The organism is Nocardioides sp. LHG3406-4 (assembly GCF_049897745.1).
Classification (GTDB): Bacteria; Actinomycetota; Actinomycetes; order Propionibacteriales; family Nocardioidaceae; genus Nocardioides.
In genome coordinates this window covers 342,745-361,470 of the sequence record NZ_JAFCWV010000003.1, presented here as the reverse complement: position 1 = coordinate 361,470, position 18,726 = coordinate 342,745, and the positions used below count along the sequence as shown (strand labels likewise).

Annotated in this window: 20 protein-coding genes; 1 reads left to right on the top strand and 19 read right to left on the bottom strand. The window is 70.2% G+C overall.

Annotated elements, in window-relative coordinates:
• Nucleotides 1–100: 100 nt before the first annotated feature.
• The gene (locus ACP7BP_RS13490; protein WP_426245205.1) at nt 101–2,101 is read left to right on the top strand and encodes a PKD domain-containing protein; all 2,001 of its coding nucleotides are present in this window, start codon (nt 101–103) and stop codon (nt 2,099–2,101) included.
• Here ACP7BP_RS13490 and ACP7BP_RS13485 read toward each other — a convergent pair.
• From ACP7BP_RS13485 to rho, 19 genes are all read right to left on the bottom strand, one after another.
• A complete protein-coding gene (locus ACP7BP_RS13485; RefSeq protein ID WP_426245203.1) occupies nt 2,091–2,900 on the bottom strand; it encodes an MFS transporter in 810 nt (269 codons plus the stop codon). The genes ACP7BP_RS13490 and ACP7BP_RS13485 overlap by 11 nt on opposite strands.
• Nucleotides 2,901–3,248: 348 nt before the next feature.
• Nucleotides 3,249–3,689 carry a DUF2550 domain-containing protein gene (locus ACP7BP_RS13480; protein WP_426245202.1) on the bottom strand — a complete coding sequence of 147 codons (441 nt, stop codon included), beginning with the start codon at nt 3,687–3,689 and terminating at the stop codon, nt 3,249–3,251.
• Between the two features lie 162 nt (nt 3,690–3,851).
• Entirely contained in the window at nt 3,852–4,247 is a 396-nt protein-coding gene (locus ACP7BP_RS13475; protein WP_426245200.1) for a F0F1 ATP synthase subunit epsilon, read from the bottom strand.
• Nucleotides 4,247–5,713, bottom strand: a complete 1,467-nt coding sequence (gene atpD, locus ACP7BP_RS13470) for a F0F1 ATP synthase subunit beta (protein WP_426245198.1) — start codon at nt 5,711–5,713, stop codon at nt 4,247–4,249. The genes ACP7BP_RS13475 and atpD overlap by 1 nt, the downstream gene beginning before the upstream one ends.
• The gene (locus tag ACP7BP_RS13465) at nt 5,710–6,639 is read right to left on the bottom strand and encodes a F0F1 ATP synthase subunit gamma (protein WP_426245197.1); all 930 of its coding nucleotides are present in this window, start codon (nt 6,637–6,639) and stop codon (nt 5,710–5,712) included. The genes atpD and ACP7BP_RS13465 overlap by 4 nt, the downstream gene beginning before the upstream one ends.
• 2 nt (nt 6,640–6,641) lie before the next feature.
• Nucleotides 6,642–8,282 (bottom strand): F0F1 ATP synthase subunit alpha, encoded by a 1,641-nt coding sequence (atpA, locus tag ACP7BP_RS13460; protein WP_426245195.1) that lies wholly within the window; start codon nt 8,280–8,282, stop codon nt 6,642–6,644.
• A gap of 42 nt (nt 8,283–8,324) precedes the next feature.
• Nucleotides 8,325–9,137, bottom strand: coding sequence for a F0F1 ATP synthase subunit delta (locus tag ACP7BP_RS13455; RefSeq protein WP_426245193.1), 813 nt, complete (start codon nt 9,135–9,137; stop codon nt 8,325–8,327).
• Nucleotides 9,137–9,676, bottom strand: a complete 540-nt coding sequence (locus tag ACP7BP_RS13450) for a F0F1 ATP synthase subunit B (RefSeq protein ID WP_426245191.1) — start codon at nt 9,674–9,676, stop codon at nt 9,137–9,139. The genes ACP7BP_RS13455 and ACP7BP_RS13450 overlap by 1 nt, the downstream gene beginning before the upstream one ends.
• Before the next feature lie 37 nt (nt 9,677–9,713).
• Complete coding sequence (gene atpE, locus ACP7BP_RS13445; RefSeq protein ID WP_426245439.1) at nt 9,714–9,902, bottom strand: ATP synthase F0 subunit C; 189 nt, start codon at nt 9,900–9,902, stop codon at nt 9,714–9,716.
• A 98-nt stretch (nt 9,903–10,000) separates the two neighbouring features.
• Complete coding sequence (atpB, locus tag ACP7BP_RS13440; protein ID WP_426245189.1) at nt 10,001–10,804, bottom strand: F0F1 ATP synthase subunit A; 804 nt, start codon at nt 10,802–10,804, stop codon at nt 10,001–10,003.
• Between the two features lie 67 nt (nt 10,805–10,871).
• Complete coding sequence (locus ACP7BP_RS13435; RefSeq protein WP_426245187.1) at nt 10,872–11,105, bottom strand: AtpZ/AtpI family protein; 234 nt, start codon at nt 11,103–11,105, stop codon at nt 10,872–10,874.
• A 30-nt stretch (nt 11,106–11,135) separates the two neighbouring features.
• Nucleotides 11,136–11,618 carry a hypothetical protein gene (locus tag ACP7BP_RS13430; RefSeq protein ID WP_426245185.1) on the bottom strand — a complete coding sequence of 161 codons (483 nt, stop codon included), beginning with the start codon at nt 11,616–11,618 and terminating at the stop codon, nt 11,136–11,138.
• A 95-nt stretch (nt 11,619–11,713) separates the two neighbouring features.
• Nucleotides 11,714–12,859 (bottom strand): glycosyltransferase family 4 protein, encoded by a 1,146-nt coding sequence (locus ACP7BP_RS13425; protein WP_426245184.1) that lies wholly within the window; start codon nt 12,857–12,859, stop codon nt 11,714–11,716.
• Nucleotides 12,859–13,512, bottom strand: a complete 654-nt coding sequence (locus tag ACP7BP_RS13420; RefSeq protein ID WP_426245182.1) for an L-threonylcarbamoyladenylate synthase — start codon at nt 13,510–13,512, stop codon at nt 12,859–12,861. The genes ACP7BP_RS13425 and ACP7BP_RS13420 overlap by 1 nt, the downstream gene beginning before the upstream one ends.
• A 5-nt stretch (nt 13,513–13,517) precedes the next feature.
• A complete protein-coding gene (prmC, locus tag ACP7BP_RS13415; RefSeq protein WP_426245181.1) occupies nt 13,518–14,363 on the bottom strand; it encodes a peptide chain release factor N(5)-glutamine methyltransferase in 846 nt (281 codons plus the stop codon).
• Entirely contained in the window at nt 14,363–15,436 is a 1,074-nt protein-coding gene (gene prfA / locus ACP7BP_RS13410) for a peptide chain release factor 1 (protein ID WP_426245179.1), read from the bottom strand. Before prfA ends, prmC begins: the two co-directional genes overlap by 1 nt.
• 90 nt (nt 15,437–15,526) lie before the next feature.
• Entirely contained in the window at nt 15,527–15,745 is a 219-nt protein-coding gene (rpmE, locus tag ACP7BP_RS13405; RefSeq protein ID WP_426245178.1) for a 50S ribosomal protein L31, read from the bottom strand.
• A 131-nt stretch (nt 15,746–15,876) separates the two neighbouring features.
• Nucleotides 15,877–16,248: a response regulator transcription factor gene (locus tag ACP7BP_RS13400; RefSeq protein WP_426245177.1), complete on the bottom strand. Its 372-nt coding sequence runs from the start codon at nt 16,246–16,248 to the stop codon at nt 15,877–15,879.
• A 145-nt stretch (nt 16,249–16,393) separates the two neighbouring features.
• Nucleotides 16,394–18,496: a transcription termination factor Rho gene (gene rho, locus ACP7BP_RS13395; protein ID WP_426245175.1), complete on the bottom strand. Its 2,103-nt coding sequence runs from the start codon at nt 18,494–18,496 to the stop codon at nt 16,394–16,396.
• Nucleotides 18,497–18,726 lie beyond the last annotated feature (230 nt).

Genomic DNA, 18,726 nt, shown 5'->3' with positions numbered 1-18,726 from the left:
GGCCGCACCGGGCAGGCGCAGATACCTCAACGGGGGCATGCCCCGGCGCACCCGGCGTGCTCCAATGGCCGCGGACCACCGAGCCCGGAGGGGGAGACTCATGCGTCCCAAGTCTCGCCTGCCCAGGATCGGTCTCAGGATCGCGCTCCTGGTCGCTGTGGCATCCGGCCTCCTCGCGTCACCCTCGTCACCCTCGTCGGCCGAGCCGACCTGGCTGACCGGTCCCGCCAGCATCTCCGACGGGAGCCAGAACGCCCAGGCGCCCGAGGTCGTGCTCGACCGGGCGGGCAACGCCACGGCGGTGTGGCTGCACTTCAACGGCGCGGCGAACGTCGTCCAGGCCTCGACCCGCCCGGCCGGCGGGTCGTGGTCGGGTCCGGTCACGCTCGCGTCGATCGGACAGCACCTGCTGCCGACTGAGGTGCGCCTGGCGGTCGACGACGGTGGCCGGGTGACCGCCGTCTGGGCCCGGCAGGACGCTTCGCACCAGGTGGTCACGACCGCGAGCCGCCCTGCCGAGGGGACCTGGTCGGCACCCGAGGCAGTCTCCGAGCCGGGCCTGGACTCTCGGCTGCCGGACGTGGCCGCCCTGCCCGGTGGCGGAGTGGTGGTCGCGTGGCAGCGCCACACCTCCGACAGCCGCGAGGTCGTGGCGGCCGTGCAGGCTCCCACGGGCACGTGGAGCACCCCGAGCCGTCTGTCCGCCGTCGGCCAGGACGCCCACGAGCCCCGCGTCGTCGCAGACGCCTCGGGTGACCTGACGGCCGCTTGGCTGCGGTCCGACGGGTCCCAGGACGTCGTACAGGCCGCTCGGCGCCCGAGCGCCGGTGCGTGGTCCGGCCCGGTGGACCTCTCGGGCGGCGGTCGCCACGTCTATGCCCTCCGCCTCTCGGGCGACCGCGACGGCAACGTAGCCGCGGCGTGGACCTGGGGCGACGTGCTCACCGACGTCGTGGCCCAGGCGAGCTCGCGGCCGGCGGGTGCCGGCTGGAGCACGCCCTCGACGCTGTCCGCGGGCGGCCAGCAGATCGAGTCGATCGACATCTCCGCCCGCCCCGGCGGCGGGGCCACCGCCGCGTGGTCGCGGGGCACGGGGTCGACGTTCGTCATCGCGTCCTCGAGCGGTTCCGCCACGGGGTCGTGGTCGGCAGCGACCACCATCTCCGGCGGCGGTGACGCGGCCTTCGCCCCCGACCTCGACACGGCACCCGACGGGACCACCACCGTCGTGTGGAAGCGCTTCAACGGCAGCCACCACGACATCCGGGCGGTCAGGATGCGTGGCGGCTCGCAGAGCGCAGCCGTCACCCTCTCCGGCCCTCGCGACGTCGGCGACCCCGAGATCGCGGTCGACCCGGCCGGCAACGCCTGCGTCGTCTGGACCGACGCCCTGGGCGCCAGCACCACGCAGGCCACCGGGCTCGATGCCGCAGGACCCGTGCTCGCCCGTCCCGGGATCCCGGCCACCGGCACCGTCGGAGAGCCGCTCGAGTTCTCCGTCACCGGGTACGACGCCTGGTCGCCGGTCAGCTCGACCACCTGGAGCTTCGGCGACGGGGGCACCGCCGACGGAGCCACCGTCAAGCACAGCTACGACACCACCGGCACCTACCCGGTCACCGTCACCGCGACCGACAAGGTCGGCAACGCCAGCACCATGAGCGGCACTGTCACCGTGGTCCCCGGCGACGTCGAGGCGTCGGAGCCCCCCGAGACCGCACCCACCCCCACCACCGGGACCCCACCCACCCCGAGCGCCGGGACCCCACCCAAGATCACCCGGCTCGCGCTGACGACGAAGAGGATCACGGCCTCGGCAGCCGACGTCGCGCGAAGGACGCGGGCGAGGATCACTCTCACGACCGGCGCCCAGGTCGCCATCGAGCTCACCCGGCTCCGGGCTCCGGGCGAGCCCCGGCGCAAGAGCTTCACCGCGACGCTGGCCAGGAGCCTGCCCGCCGGCACCTCGTTCGTGGTGCTGCGTGCCACGGTGCACGGCAAGAGGCTCCCGCCCGGCCGCTACCGGATCACGGTGCTCGCCCGCAACGCCGCCGGGACGAGCCCCGCCCGAACGGTGCGCCTGAGCGTCGTCAGCCGCTGAGCCGCACTGGCTGCCGGGCGGCGGGGACGGCCAGCGCAGCCGGGACGAGGACGCAGGCGACCACGAGCAACGAGCTGAGCGTGCCCACCTCGTCGCCGAGGAACCCGAGCAGCGGCGGGCCGGCAAGGAAGGCGGCGTAGCCGATCGTCGAGACCACGCTGACGCGTGCCGCCGCGTGCGAGGGGTCGTCGGCCGCCGCACTCATGCCGACGGGGAAGCCCAGTGCCGCCCCCGCACCCCACAGCACGATGCCGACCGCGACCACGGCAGGGTGCTGGCCGAACACGATCAGCACGACGCCGAGTCCGGCTGCCGCCATGGTCGACCACAGGACTCCCACCCGGCCGAACCTGTCGATGAGGTCGGTGCCGACGAACCGGCAGCCCGTCATCGCGGCCACGAACAGTGCGAAGCCGGCGACCCCCACCGGGTGCGAGACGTCGTAGCCGTCGACGAGCGCTACCGCGAGCCAGTCGTTGGCCGTGCCCTCGGTGAGGGCGAGCGCGAGCACCATGACGCCGATGACGATGGTGCGCGGCTCGAGCCAGGCCCGGTACGCCCCCGGGCGCTCCTCGTGCGAGAGGTCCGGGATGGGCAGGAAGGACCTCGAGGTCGACCACACCAGGCCGCACGAGGCTGTGGCCACGACCCCGAGGTGCCAGGAGGCGGGCGCATCCAGGCCCACGAGACCAGCACCCGCGAGTGCGCCCACGACGGTGCCGAGGCTGAACCCGGCGTGGAAGCGAGGCATGATCGAGCGGCCGAGGTGGCGCTCGACCTCGGCACCCTCGACGTTCATCGCGACGTCCCAGACGCCGATTCCGAGCCCGTAGACGAACAGCCCGGCTGCCGGTCAGGGGCAGGAGGATGCCCAGTCCGATCGCGGCACCGATCAGGCCCAGGCCCGCGGCCAGCGCACCCATCCGGACGACTCGCACGGTCCCCCACGCGGTGATCGCCGCCCCCGTCGTGGGCAGGGCCAGGAGCGACCCGACGGCGATGGTGAGGAGGAGCAGGCCCAGCGACCCGTTGGAGAGGTCGAAGCTGGAGCGAGCCTCCGGGATGCGCGACACCCACGTCGAGAAGCAGAGCCCGTTGAGGAAGAACGAGAGACCCACCGCGTTGCGCGCTGCCGGGGACCCCGCGGTCACCACTGCCGGACGCCCCCAGGGGGACCGGCCTCGAGCCACGACTGGAACCCCGTCAGCGACGACGGGTCCATGGCCAGCTCCAGCTGCCCGTAATCGGTGGTGCAGGAGACCACGACGTGGTCGGCGTACAGCGACATCTGCTCGACGCCCGAGGGGTCCCGGCGGCCCGCGTAGGCGAGCTGCCCACGCTGCCACACACGCTTGGGCCTGGGCGAGAGCGAGAAGATGCGGAACCACTCCAGCGTGTCACCGGAGTAGCGCCCGAGCCCGAGCAGCCACCCGCGACCCGCGCGCCCGGTGCGGATGCGGTAGCTCAGCTCGAAGGTCCCACCGTGTCGGGCGAGCAGGCGGCGACGCACGATGAGCGCGATGCCGTAACACAGGACGAGTACCAAGACGATGCCGGCTGAGTCCAGCAGCCATTGCCATACCGGCATCCAGCCCTCCTGCACCCTCGTCGTCTCGGGACTCCGGGGCCGCGGCAGTCACAGACCAGACATGCCCCCCAGGCCTGCGACCTGAGGGGCAACCCCTGAAATCCAGCAGGGTGAGCCACGGTTTCCCGTGCGCTCACCCTACTGGTGGAGTTCGGTCTCGAATCAGGAGGCCATCTCGACAGCTCGGATCCGGGCCTCGGCCCGGCGGACCGCCTCCTGCGCCTCGTCGTCGTTCTCGCCCAGGGCCTTGGCCCGCTCGAGATCCTGGCGTGCCTTCTCCAGGTCGATCTCGTGGGACATCTCGGCGTGCTCGGACAGGATCGAGACACGGTTGTGCGCCACCGAGAGGAAGCCGGCGTCCACGGCCGCGACCCAGGTCTCCCCGTCGGCGGTCTGCACGTCGACGACACCCTCGATGATCACCGCCAGCATCGGCGCGTGGTTCGGCAGGATGCCGACGTCGCCCTCCGTGGTGCGCGCGATGACCATCTTCGCCTCCCCCGACCACACGAGGCGGTCGGCGGCGACGAGCTCGACCCGCAGCTGGGCGTCACTCATCACAGGCTCTTCTGGATCTCAGACCACTTCGCCTCGACGTCGTCGAGACCGCCGCACATGAAGAACGCCTGCTCGGCGACGTGGTCGTACTCACCGGCGGCGATCTTGTTGAACGCCTCGATCGTGTCGGCCACCGGGACCGTCGAGCCCTCGATGCCGGTGAACTGCTTGGCGACGTAGGTGTTCTGCGAGAGGAACCGCTGGATGCGGCGCGCCCGGAGGACGATGACCTTGTCCTCCTCCGACAGCTCGTCGACACCGAGGATGGCGATGATGTCCTGCAGCTCCTTGTTGCGCTGGAGGATCTGCTTGACCCGGATGGCGGCCTGGTAGTGGTCGTCACCGATGTACTGCGGGTCGAGGATCCGCGAGGTCGACGTCAGCGGGTCGACCGCCGGGTAGATGCCCATCGAGGCGATGTCACGCGACAGCTCGGTCGTGGCGTCCAGGTGGGCGAACGTCGTGGCCGGGGCCGGGTCGGTGTAGTCGTCGGCGGGCACGTAGATCGCCTGCATCGAGGTGATCGAGTGACCGCGCGTCGAGGTGATCCGCTCCTGCAGCTGCCCCATCTCGTCGGCGAGGTTGGGCTGGTAGCCCACGGCCGAGGGCATCCGCCCGAGCAGCGTGGAGACCTCGGAGCCGGCCTGGGTGAACCGGAAGATGTTGTCGATGAAGAGCAGCACGTCCTGCTGCTGCACGTCGCGGAAGTACTCCGCCATCGTGAGCGCCGACAGGGCGACCCGCAGGCGGGTGCCCGGCGGCTCGTCCATCTGGCCGAAGACGAGGGCGGTCTGACCGATGACGCCGGCCTCCTCCATCTCGGCGATCAGGTCGTTGCCCTCACGGGTCCGCTCGCCGACACCGGCGAACACCGACACCCCACCGTGGTCCTTCGCGACCCGCGCGATCATCTCCTGGATGAGCACGGTCTTGCCGACGCCGGCACCACCGAACAGGCCGATCTTGCCGCCCTGGACGTACGGCGTGAGCAGGTCGATGACCTTGATGCCGGTCTCGAACATCTGGGTCTTGGACTCCAGCTGGTCGAAGGCCGGGGGCCGGCGGTGGATGCCCCAGCGCTCCTTGACGTCGAGCGTCTCGCCCTCGGCGAGGTTGAGGCAGTCGCCGGTGGTGTTGAACACCTTGCCGAGCGTCACGTCGCCCACGGGCACGCTGATCGACTCGCCGGTGTCGGTCACCTGGGCACCGCGCACCAGTCCGTCGGTGGGGCGCATGGAGATGGCGCGCACCATGCCGTCACCGATGTGCTGGGACACCTCGAGGATGATGGTCTGGGTCTCGTCGTTCAGGGTCAGGTCGACCTCGAGCGCGTTGTAGATCCCAGGCATCGCGTCGGTCGGGAACTCGATGTCCACGACCGGGCCGATGACGCGGGCGATGCGGCCGACGCCGCCGCCCTTGGTGCCTTCCGTCGTCTCTTCAACAGTGGCAGTCATGTCTCTCACTCACTCCCGGCTTGTGCGTCGGCAAGGGCGTTCACGCCGCCGACGATCTCGCTGATTTCCTGGGTAATGCCAGCCTGACGAGCCTGGTTGGCGATTCGCTTGTACTTCTTGATGAGCTCGTCGGCGTTGTCGGTCGCGGACTTCATCGCCTTCTGTCGGGCAGCCAGCTCGGAGGCGGCGGCCTGCAGCAGCGCGAAGAAGATCCTGCTCTGGACGTAGCGCGGGAGCAGGGAGTCGAGCACCTCGGCAGGCGAGGGCTCGAACTCGTAGAGCGGCAACAGGTCGTCGTCACCGGGCTTCTCCTCGCCCTCCACGACCTCCAGTGGGAGGAGGCGGACGGCGGTGGGCTCCTGGACCAGCATCGACCGGAAGCGCGTGTAGACCACGTGCACCTCGTCGACGCCCTGGGGTGCGTCCTCGGGGGTCTCGTCGTCGTCGCCGAGGAACGCCTCGATGAGCGTGGCGCCGATGTCAGCGGCGACGTCGTACGTCGGCTGGTCGGAGAAGCCCGTCCACGCCTGCACCACGGGGCGCTGGCGGAACTTGAAGTAGGCCTCGCCCTTGCGGCCGGTGATGTAGAGGTCGACCTCCTTGCCCTCGCCCTTCAGCTTCTCGACGAGGCGCTCGGCCTCCTTGAGAACGTTGGAGGAGTAGGCACCGGCGAGACCCCGGTCGCTGGTCACGACCAGGAGTGCTGCCCGCTTGGGGTTCTCGGGCTCGGTGGTCAGCGCGTGCTCGACGTTTGAGAACGTCGCCACGGCCGACACCGCTCGGGTCAGCTCACGGGCGTACGGCGCGGCCGACTGGGCTCGCTGCTGCGCCTTGATGATGCGGGACGCGGCGATGAGCTCCATGGCACGCGTGATCTTCTTCATCGACTCCGTCGACTTGATCCGCGCGCGGTACTCGCGTACCGAGAGAGCCATGGTCAGCCCCGCTTCTGCTTGACGATCTGCTCCTGCTCGACGTCCTCGTCCTCGAGGGCGACGTGCGCCTCCTGGCCGGCCTTGATCGACTGGCCGTCGGAGGTCTCGAACTGGTCGAGGAAGGAGTCGTACGCCGAGCTGAGCTCCGACTCGGTGGAGTCCTCGAACTTCGTCGTCTCGCGGATCCCGGCGAGGATGCCCTCGTGCGAGCGGCGCAGGTAGTCGAGGAACTCCTGCTCGAAGCGGCTGACGTCGTCGGTCGGGACGTTGTCGAGGCGTCCCGACGTGCCGATCCACAGCGAGACCGTCATCTCCTCCAGCGGGTACGGGGAGTACTGCGGCTGCTTGAGCAGGGCCATCAGGCGCTGGCCGCGGTCGAGCTGCTGGCGCGAGGCGGCGTCGAGGTCGGACGCGAACATCGCGAAGGCCTCCATGGCGCGGAACTGCGCCAGGTCGACCTTCAGCGATCCGGTGACGGCCTTCATCGCCTTGGTCATCGCCGAGCCACCCACGCGCGAGACCGAGACACCCACGTCGATGGCCGGCCGCTGGTTGGCGGCGAACAGGTCGGACTGCAGGAAGATCTGGCCGTCGGTGATCGAGATGACGTTGGTCGGGATGAACGCCGAGACGTCGTTGGCCTTGGTCTCGATGATCGGCAGGCCGGTCATCGAGCCCTTGCCCATGTCGTCGGACAGCTTCGCGCAGCGCTCCAGCAGGCGGGAGTGCAGGTAGAAGACGTCACCCGGGTAGGCCTCGCGACCCGGCGGGCGACGCAGCAGCAGCGACACGGCGCGGTAGGCCTCGGCCTGCTTGGTCAGGTCGTCGAACACGATCAGGACGTGCTTGCCGTCGTACATCCAGTGCTGGCCGATGGCCGACCCGGTGTACGGCGCGAGGTACTTGAAGCCCGCGGAGTCCGACGCCGGCGAGGCGACGATCGTGGTGTACTCCAGGGCGCCGGCCTCCTCGAGGGCGCCACGCACGGAGGCGATGGTCGAGCCCTTCTGGCCGATGGCGACATAGATGCAGCGCACCTGCTTGTCCGGGTCGCCGGACTCCCAGTTCTGCTTCTGGTTGATGATCGTGTCGATGGCGATGGTGGTCTTGCCGGTCGCACGGTCGCCGATGATCAGCTGGCGCTGGCCGCGGCCGATCGGCGTGAGCGAGTCGATCGCCTTGATGCCGGTGGCGAGCGGCTCGTGCACCGACTTGCGGGCCATCACCGAGGGAGCCTGGATCTCCAGGGCGCGACGACCGCTGGTCTCGAGCTCGCCGAGGCCGTCGATCGGCACGCCGAGCGGGTCGACGACCCGGCCGAGGTAGCCGTCGCCGACGGGCACGGAGAGGATCTCGCCGGTGCGGCGCACCGCCTGGCCCTCCTCGATCTTGTCGAAGTCACCGAGGACCACGACGCCGATCTCCCGGGTGTCGAGGTTCAGGGCGATGCCCAGGGTGCCGTCCTCGAACTCGAGCAGCTCGCTGGCCATGACCGAGGGCAGGCCGCTCACCCGGGCGATGCCGTCCGCGGCCTCGGCCACGGTGCCGACCTCTTCCTTGCTGGCCGTCTCGGGCTTGTAGTCCGACACAAAGCGCTGCAGCGCGTCCCGGATCTCGTCCGGACGAATCGTTAGCTCCGTCATTTCTAGTCCTGACTTCTCGTCTGCTCGATGAGTTCTGGGTGGTCAGCCGGCAAGTTGGCGGCGGGCGTCGTCGAGGCGGCTGACCACGGTGCCGTCGATGACGTCGTCACCGATCTCGACACGGATGCCGCCGATGACGTCGGGGTCGACGACGACGTTGAGGTGGATCTCCCGGTCGTACTGGCGCGACAGGGCGTCGGTGAGGCGCTGGATGTCACCGTCGGCGAGCGGGTGGGCCACGCGGACGGTGGCCACCTTCTCGCCGTGTAGCTCTGCTGCTACGTGCTGGTACGTCGTCAGCGCGACGCCCACGGTCCGGTAGGTCCCCGCCAGCGCGTGCTTGGCCAGGGTGACCGTGGCAGGCAGCGCCTTGTCGGCCATCAGCCCGTCGAGCAGGCTCACCTTGTCGTCGACCGACCGCGACGGGTCCGAGAGCGCGTCGCGCAGCTCGGGTGCGTGGTTGACGGTCTGCGCGAAGGAGAACAGCTCGTCGGCCAGCCGGCCCGAGTCGCTGCCGGCGGACGTGACGACGGCAACCTCGCTCAGGCTCTCGAGGGCGTCGGCGAGGTCACGCGTGCGGGTCCAGCGCTGAGCGACCGCCGCGTCGACGACCGATCCGGCCGCGCCGTCGATCTTGCCGTCGAGGATCTGGCGCACCAGACCCTGCTTGGCCTCGGCCGGCAGTGACACGTCCGTGGCGACCCTGCGCAGGGACGCCTCGCGCCGGAGCAGCTGCGAGACGCCGAACAGGTCGTCGCCGGCCCGCTTGGCCGCGTCCACGTCGCCGGAGAGCTGCTCGTCGAGCAGCTCCCTGAGGGCGGCGTACGCCCCGGCCGAGGCACCTCGGAACGACATCAGCTGGCGCCTTCCAGCTCGGCGAGGAAGCGCTCGACCACGCGGCTCTGACGAGCCTCGTCGTCCAGGCTCTCGCCGACGATGCGACCGGCCAGACCGGTGGCGAGGCTGCCGACCTCGGCACGCAGCGAGGTGACCGCCTGCTGGCGCTCGGCCTCGATCTGTGCCTTGCCGTGCTCCACGATGCGGCTGGACTCGGCCTGCGCCTGCTCCCGCATCTCGGCCACGATCTGGGCACCCTGCTCACGCGCCTCCTCACGGATGCGCGCGGCCTCGTGCCTGGCGTCGGCCAGCTGCTTCTGCAGCTCTGCGAGCTTGGCGTCGGCCTCGGCCTGCTTGGTCTCCGCCGCAGCCAACCCGCCCTCGATCGACTGGGTGCGCTCGGCGAAGGTCTTCTCGAAGCCCGGGACGACGTACTTCTTGACCAGCCAGAAGAGGATGGCGAAGACGACGAGCGAGAGAACGATCTCGACCGGGTGCGGGACGAGGGGGTTGAGCGTGTGCTCTTCCTCGGCCGCCCGGAGGATCACAGTCTGCATTGGCAGGTCCTTCTATCGGTCGGTGGTCGCCGGACGGTCAGTTGAGGACGAACGCGAGGGCGATACCGATGATGGCGAGAGCCTCGGCAAGGGCGAAGCCCAAGATGGCGATCGACTGCAGGCGGCTCTGGGCCTCCGGCTGACGCGCGACACCACTGATGTAGGCGGCGAAGATCAGGCCGATGCCGACGCCGGGGCCGATGGCCGCCAGGCCGTAGCCGATCATGTTGAGCGAGCCGTTGAGTTCACCGGTCACGGCGAGTTCCTTTCGGTTGGTACTGCTTTTGTTCGAACGTGTGGGTCGGACAGGGGTGGAGCGGTCTCTCAGTGCTCGTCGGCGACGGCACCGGAGATGTACATGGCGTTCAGGAGCACGAAGACGTACGCCTGCAGGAACTGCACCAGCAGCTCGAGGAAGGCGATGAGGACGAAGAGCACCCAGGCGAGGATGCCGACCGGGGCGTACGCCAGCGACATCTCGAAGATGAGGTACTGGCCGCCGAGCGCGAAGAGGATCAGCAGCAGGTGGCCGGCCAGCATGTTGGCGAAGAGTCGGAGGGCGAGCGTGACGGGGCGGACCACGATGTTGGAGAGGAACTCCAGCGGGACCAGCAGGCCGAGGATCGGGCCGCTGATGCCGGCGGGCACCGACTGCAGCTTGAGGTAGCCCACGAAGCCGTGCTTCTTGATGCCCACCGCGTTGTAGATCACCCAGCTGAGCAGCGCGAGACCGTAGACCATCCCCGAGCGCGACAGCGTCGGGAACTGGATGAACGGGATGGTCGCGAAGACGTTGTTGAGCAGGATGAAGAAGAACAGCGCGAAGAGGTAGGGCACGAAGCGCATGAAGTCTTGACTGCCGATGATGTCGCGGCCCATCGAGTTGCGCACGAAGGAGTAGGCCTCCTCGCCGACGAACTGCAGCCGGCCCGGCACCATGGCCCGGCGGCGCGAGGCGACGTAGAAGAACACGAAGACGATCGCGGCGGCCAGCACCAGCTGGAGCATCGGCTTGGTGACGCCGAGGTACATCGTCTCGCCCATGAACCCGAACGTCTTGTCCGCCCCGATGGGAGGCAGGTTGAAGTCGCCGGGGCCCGGGGGCGTGAAGTCACTCTTCAGTGACATGGCGATCATGCTCACGGAGTCTCCTGTGTCTGCGTCTGCTGCGAAACGATGGTTCGTGCTGCGGGCACTACTGCTTGGTGTTCCATGGTGCGTTGAAGCGCTTCCAGGTCATGTAGATCCCCAGACTGACGCCAGCGAGAATGCCGACGACCGCGAGGAAGCTGGTGTTCAGCCAACGGTCCAGCCCCCACCCAATGAGTCCGTAGACGAGCACCCCGGAGACGAGGTACCCGAATGCGTGCCACGGGTCGCCCTTCGGCATGTCGTCGGGGTGCGGTGACGGAGGAGTCTGCTGTGCCATCGCGCCCCGGACAATAGCAGTCCGCGCGGGTCATCGCGCACCCACGTCGGGTCGCTCGACGGTGCCTTCGGGCACCGAGGAGGCGGGCAGGTCGTAGACCGGGATGCGGGCGCGAGTGGTCAGCCAGATCTGCCCGATCAGCCAGGTCACCGTCACGGCGATGACCCCGGCAGCCAGCCAGCGGCGGTCGAGCGTCTCGTCGAGCAGGCCCGAGCGGTTGAGGGCCACGAACACCAGCGCCATCACGACGACCTGGAGGGTGTAGGTCAGCATCGCGACGAGGAGGGACGCGCTGGGCATCGCTCGAGCGACCGCGTCGACCGAGAAGGACCCGACCATGAAGACCGCGAGCGCGAGAGCGGCGCCGGTGAGGGCGCCGTACGCGGCGGTGGATCCGGCCGCGAGCCCACCGACGACGGTGATGGCGATGGCAACGACGAGGCCGGCAGCGGCCGCACCGAGGAGCACGGACATGCCCTGCGGGCGGGTGACCTGCTTCGACTCGGTCGTCATCACGGCGGCCGTTCTGTGGAGGGACTGCGGGCGGCACCCGGGCTGTGCTCCGGGTGCTCGTGAAAGTTATCACAAAGTCCCCGGGCGGGCCAAAGTCAGCCCTCCTCGTGCTCCTCCGCCCGCGCCAGCACCGGCTTGTTGACCCGCGGCAGCACGAACGTCAGGGCCACGGTGAACGCCGCCATCAGGGCGAGTGACGACCACATGAGCGGTCCCGTGTAGAGGCTCACGATCACCGCGCCGAAGCTGACCAGGCCGGCCCACAGCCACATGATGAAGACGGCGCGTCGCTGGGAGTGGCCGATCTCCAGCAGCCGGTGGTGGAGGTGCTGCTTGTCGGGCGAGAACGGCGACCGGCCCGCCCGGGTGCGCCGTACGACGGCCATCACGAGGTCGGCCAGCGGGACCAGGCACAGCGACACGGGCAGCAGCAGCGGGAGCAGCAGCAGCGCACCGGAGCGGCTGCCGTCGTCGGAGCGGGTGATGTCGGTGCCGTCGAACTGACCGGTGATCGTCACCGCACTCGCCGAGAGGACCAGCCCGATGAGCATCGACCCGCTGTCGCCCATGAACAGCCGCGCCGGATGGAAGTTGTGCGGCAGGAAGCCCGTGCACGCGCCCGCCAGGGCGGCCGAGAGGAGCGCCCCGGTGGTGGCGAGCGTGAACCCGTTCAGGTTGGCCAGCTGGTAGCAGAAGACGAAGAACGCCAGGGCGCCGATGCCCACCGCCCCCGCCGCCAGGCCGTCGAGCCCGTCGACGAAGTTCACGGCGTTCATGGTCGACACGACGATCAGCACGGTCAGCAGGGCGCCCTGCGCGGGGTCGAGCGACAGCTGGGCGCCGTCGGAGTTGGGGAAGTAGTAGAAGCGCACGCCGAAGTAGACGAGCAGGCCGGCCGCCAGCACCTGTCCGCCGAACTTGGTGAGGGCATCGATGTCGAACAGGTCGTCGACCACGCCCACGGCGCAGATCAGGGCACCCGCGATCAGCACCACGCCGGCGTCGCGGAACACGAACGGGTCGCTCCCGGAGAGGAACGGCAGCTCCCGCGCCACGAAGTACGCCGCGACCAGGCCTCCGAGCATGGCCAGCCCGCCGAGGTAGGGGATCGGCTCGGCGTGGACGTCACGGTCGCGGACCTCGGCCACCGCTCCCGTGCGCAGCGCGATCTCGCGGGCGATGACGGTCAGCAGGTACGTCGCGGTGGCGGCGACGAGGAAGACGAGGAGGTACTCGCGCATCAGCCCTCGTCGGTGAGGGTGGCGCCCAGCGGCTCGAGGACGGCGTTGAGCTCCTCGATGGCCAGCGCCCCCCGGCGCAGGATGCGGCCCCGGTCTCCGGTGGCGTCCACGATCGTCGACGGGTCGGCACCGCCGGTGGGGCCGCTGTCGATGATGACCGACACGGCGTCGCCGAGCATCGTCTCCGCCTCGTCCGCGTCGTGCGCGGCCGGCCGGCCGGTGACGTTGGCCGAGCTCACCGCGAGCGGCCCGGTGCGCTCGAGCACGGCGAGCGCGATCTCGTCGTCGGGCATCCGGAGGGCGACCGTGCCGCGCGTCTCTCCGAGGTCCCACTGCAGGGACGCCTGCTGGTGACACACCAGCGTGAGCGGACCCGGCCAGAACTCAGCGACCAGCGCGCGCGCCCAGCCCGGGACGTTGACGGCGAGGGCGTCGAGGGTCGTGGAGGCGCTCACCAGCACCGGCGGCGGCATGTCGCGACCCCTCCCCTTGGCGTCCAGCAGGCGCTGGACGGCCTCCGGGTCGAACGCGTCGGCGCCGACGCCGTAGACCGTGTCGGTGGGGAAGACCACCAGCTCCCCGCGACGGACGGCCAGGCTGGCCGCGTCGATGGCCGCCTCGAGCTCGTCGTCGGTGGTCGTCGGAAAACGCATGAGGGTCATCGTGCCAGTCGTGCCGTCACGAACCGCGCACGGCCGGCCAGGTCGTCGTGGTCGCGGACCTCCGACCACCGGCCCGCCCGGCTGAAGACCGCAGGCGCCGACGCGCCCTGGACGTCGGCATGCTCGGCGCCCACCAGTCCCCCGGGCCGCAGCAGCACGGCCGCCCGGCTCTCCAGGACGCGGATCGCGTCGAGCCCGTCGGCCCCGGAGAACAGCGCGAGGTGCGGATCGTGGTCGCGGGCCTCGGCAGCCACCGACTCCCACGCCTCCAGGGGGATGTACGGCGGGTTGCAGACGACCACGTCAACCTGACCGAGGATGTCGCCGAACGCATCGGCCATGTCGCCCTGTCGCAGGTCGACCCCGGTGCCGCGGAGATTGCGCTCCGCCCATGCGTGCGCGGCCTCGTCGAGCTCGACGGCGTGCACGCGTGCGTCCGGCACCTCGTCGGCCACCGCCTTCGCGATCGCCCCCGACCCGGTGCACAGGTCGACGACGACCGGCGCAGCAAGGGCGAGGGCTGCCTCGATGGCCCATCCCGCCAGCAGCTCGGTCTCGGGCCGCGGCACGAAGACGCCCGGCCCGACGGCCAGGTCGACGTGGCGGAAGCCGGTGGAGCCGGTGAGGTGCTGCAGCGGCTCGCGCTGGGCCCGGCGCGCCACCAGCGCGGAGAAGGCGGCACGCTGCGGGTCCCCGACGAGGTCGATCTCGTACAGGCGCCCCCGCGGGATGGCGTACACGTGGGCCAGCAGCGCGGCGGCGTCATGGTCGGGGCTCGCGACGCCGGCCTCGCGCAGCCGGTCGACCGCCTCGGCGAGCACTGCGGCGCGACGCGGCTGCATCAGGACTCGAGCGCGTCGAGCCGGGCCGCCAGGTCGGCCTGCACGCAGCTGTCGAGCACCGGTTGCAGGTCGCCGTCGAGCACCTGGTCGAGGTTGTAGGCCTTGTAGCCGGTGCGGTGGTCGGAGATGCGGTTCTCGGGGTAGTTGTAGGTGCGGATCCGCTCGGAGCGGTCGACCGTGCGGATCTGGCTCTTCCGTGCCGCGCTGGCCTCGGCGTTGGCCTCCTCCTCGGCCGCGGCGAGCAGCCTCGCCCGGAGGATGCGCATCGCCGACTCCTTGTTCTGCAGCTGGCTCTTCTCGTTCTGACAGCTGACGACGATGCCGGTGGGGAGGTGCGTGATGCGCACGGCGGAGTCGGTCGTGTTGACGCTCTGGCCGCCGGGACCCGACGAGCGGAAGACGTCGATGCGCAGGTCGTTCTCGTCGACGGTGACGTCGACGGGCTCGGCCTCGGGCATCACCAGCACGCCCGCCGCCGACGTGTGCACCCGACCCTGGCTCTCGGTGACCGGGACCCGTTGGACGCGGTGCACGCCGCCCTCGAACTTCAACAGGGCGTACGGCGCCTCGCCGGGCTCGGGCGTGCCCTTCGCCTTGACGGCCACGGTCACGGACTTGTAGCCGCCGAGATCGGACTCGGTGGCGTCAAGCACCTGGGTGCTCCAGCCCCGCGTCTCGGCGTACCGGGTGTACATGCGGAGCAGGTCGCCGGCGAAGAGCGCGGACTCCTCGCCGCCCTCGCCGGACTTCACCTCGAGGATGGCGTCCTTCGAGTCGGTGGCGTCGCGAGGCACCAGCAGATGCCGCAGCCGTTCCTCGGCGGTGACCAGCCGGAGCTCGAGCGGCTCGATCTCGGCCGCGAACGCGGAGTCCTCCTGCGCCAGCTCGCGGGCGGCGCCGAGGTCGTCGGTGATGGCCAGCCACTCGCGCCAGGCCGCGATCGTCGCCGACAGCTCGGCGTAGCGCTGGTTGAGGCGCTTGGCCAGCCGCTGGTCGGCATGGGTCTCGGGCGCGGCGAGGCGTCGCTCCAGCTCGGCATGCTCCTCGCTGAGCCCCTCCACTGCCTCGAACACGTGCACTCCTCGTCGTAGATCCGCCGTCACCTGCCGAAATGGCGAACGCCGGTCGCCCACATGGAGGTGGGGACCGGCGCTCGGACGGTGCTACTTGTCAGCGGTCTTCTTGGCGTAGCGGGCCTCGAAGCGGGCGACGCGACCGCCGGTGTCGAGGATCTTCTGCTTGCCGGTGTAGAACGGGTGGCACTGCGAGCAGACGTCGGCACGGAGCGAGCCCGACGTGGCAGTGCTGCGGGTGGTGAACGACGCACCGCAGGTACAGGTGACCTGGGTCTCGACGTACTCCGGGTGGATGTCCTTCTGCATGTGATTTCCTCTCGACCAAGGTCGCCGGGTCGTCCCCGCCTGTTGCGGGCACGTGAACCGGAACCAGCGCACAAGTGTGCCACCGGTCTGAACAGCGGTGCCAATCGGGACATTCCCGACCGGCGTCTCCCTCACTGGGTGCGCGACAGGAGGTTCTGCACGCGGGTGGCGAGCTCTCGGGGACTGAACGGCTTCGTGATGTAGTCGTCGGCCCCGGACTCGAAGCCGGTCTCGACGTCGGTCTCCTGGGCACGCGCCGTCAGCAGGATGACGGGGAGGTCGGCGAGAGCCGGGTCGTTGCGGATGACGCGCACCGCCTCGAGCCCGGACATCCCGGGCATCATCACGTCGAGCACGGCCAGATCGGGGCGTTGCGCCTGGCACGCCTCGATCGCGGCCGCCCCGTCGGCGACCGCCACGATGTCGTGACCAAGGGTCGACAACTTGAACTCCACCAGTTCCCTGATGTCGACGTCGTCGTCGGCTACCACGATCCGAGCCATCTGTGCCTGCCTTCCTCGTTGCGAGAGTCAAGGCGACCCTATCGGCCGGGATCGCGTCACGGCGGACGAATGAACGGACTGGCCGACGTACTGCGTGAGTACGCCGGCCCCCGTCGCCCGGAGCTCCCGGGCGAATGTGGTGCCGTCAGTCGCTCTGGCCGGAGACCGACGGCGTCGTCTTCTGGACCTGCATGAGGAACTCGATGTTGCTCTGCGACTTCTTGAGTCGCTCGAGCAGCAGCTCGAGGGCCTGCTGACCGTCGAGGCCGGAGAGCACGCGGCGCAGCTTCCACACGATCGCGGTCTCCTCCTTGCTCATCAGGAGCTCCTCGCGGCGGGTGCCGGACTGCACGGCGTCGATCGCCGGGAAGATCCGCTTGTCGGCGAACTCCCGGCGCAGGCGCAGCTCCATGTTCCCGGTGCCCTTGAACTCCTCGAAGATGACCTCGTCCATCTTCGAGCCGGTCTCGATGAGGGCAGTGGCAAGGATCGTGAGCGAGCCGCCGTTCTCGATGTTGCGGGCGGCTCCGAAGAACTTCTTCGGCGGGTAGAGGGCCGAGGAGTCGACACCACCGGAGAGGATGCGCCCGCTCGCCGGCGCGGCGAGGTTGTAGGCGCGGCCGAGCCGGGTGATCGAGTCGAGCAGCACGACCACGTCGTGTCCGAGCTCGACGAGGCGCTTGGCCCGCTCGATCGCGAGCTCCGCGACCATGGTGTGGTCACTGGCGGGCCGGTCGAACGTCGAGGCGATGACCTCGCCCTTGACGGTGCGCTGGAAGTCGGTGACCTCCTCCGGACGCTCGTCGACGAGCACGATCATCAGGTGGCACTCGGGGTTGTTGGTGCTGATGGAATTGGCGATCGACTGCAGCACCATCGTCTTGCCGGCCTTGGGCGGGGAGACGATCAGGCCGCGCTGGCCCTTGCCGATGGGCGCGGCGATGTCGATCACGCGACCGATCAGGTTGGTCTGCTCGGTCTCCAGGCGCAGCCGCTCACTGGCGTGCAGCGGGGTGAACTTGGAGAAGTCGAGCCGGTCGCGCATCGTCTCCGGCTCGGCGCCGTTGACGCTGTCGATGCGCACCATCGGGTTGAACTTCTCCTTGCGCTCGCCCTCGCGGGGCTGGCGCACCTGACCCAGGACGGCGTCGCCCCGGCGCAGGCCGAACTTGCGCACCATCGACAGCGAGACGTAGACGTCGTCGGTGCCCGGCAGGTATCCGCTCGTGCGGACGAACGCGTAGTTGTCGAGCACGTCGAGGATGCCGGCGGCCGGGACCAGCACGTCGTCCTCGAGGATCGTGGTGTCCGGCTCGTTGCGGTTGCCGCGGGCCACACCCGCGCCGCGGTCCCGGTCCCTGTCCCGGTCCCTGTCCCGGTCCCGCTCCCGGTCAGCCGGCTGGGGCCGGTCGCGGTCGCGACCCCGGCGGCGGCGGTTGCGGCGGCTGCCGCCGTCCTCGTCCCGATTGTCGCTGCGGTTGTCGGCCCGGTCGGCCCGGTTCTCCGTGCGGTCGGTGCGGTCGGTTTGGTCGACCCGGTTCTCGGTCCGCTCGCCCCGGTCGGCCCGGTTCTCGCTCCGGTCGGTGCGGTTCTCGGCCCGGTCGGTCCGGTCGGTCCGGTCGGCGCGGTTCTCGGCCCGGTCGGTCCGGTCGCCCCGGTCGGCGCGGTCGTTGCGGTTCTCGGCCCGGTCGGTCCGGTCGGCGCGGTCGGCGCGGTCGGCGCGGTTCTCGGTCCGGTCACTCCGGTCACTCCGGTCGCTGCGGCCCTCGGCACGGTCGGCACGACTCTGGTTGCCGTCCTGGGTGCGGGCCTGCCGCCCGTCCTGCCGCCCGTCCTGCTGCCCGTCCTGCTGGGCCCGGCTCGTCGCGTCGCGCGGGGTGTCCGCCCTCTCGGCCGGGGCCTGGGAAGGCGTCACGGGAGCCGTCTCGGTGACCGACCCCTCCGGGGTCGACGTCTCAGCCGAGGCCTTCTTCCGCTGCCGTGCCGGCTTCTCGCTCCTGGCGGCCGGCTGTGCGTCGCTGCTGGGCGCGCTGCTCTGTGTGGCGGCCCGGCTCGCGGACTGGCCCGCGGACTGAGCAGCCTTGATGGCGTCGACCAGCTGGGCCTTCTTCATCGACGAGGCGCCGGAGATCCCCATGCCGCCGGCCATCGACTTCAAGTCGGCCAGGAGCAGGGAGTTGAGTCCCCCGCCGCGCTTCTTCGGGGCACTGGCCGCGGGCGCAGGGGTGGATTCGATGGTGTCCGTCACGTGAGGTCCTTCCCACGTATCTGTGCCGACGAGTCTGAGCCGTCGGCATCGTCTGCGGTGCTTCCTCACCAGCGGGACCCCGCCGGGCCACCTCGGGCAGCCGTGTCGGCGGGTGCGCGACCGAGGTCGGCACGTTGATGAGGAAGGTTGCGCACCCGGTGCGATGGCGAACGCGTCATCGGATGGGGTGCTCACGCCGAATGGCGCGCCTTCAAGATACCACCGGCGCA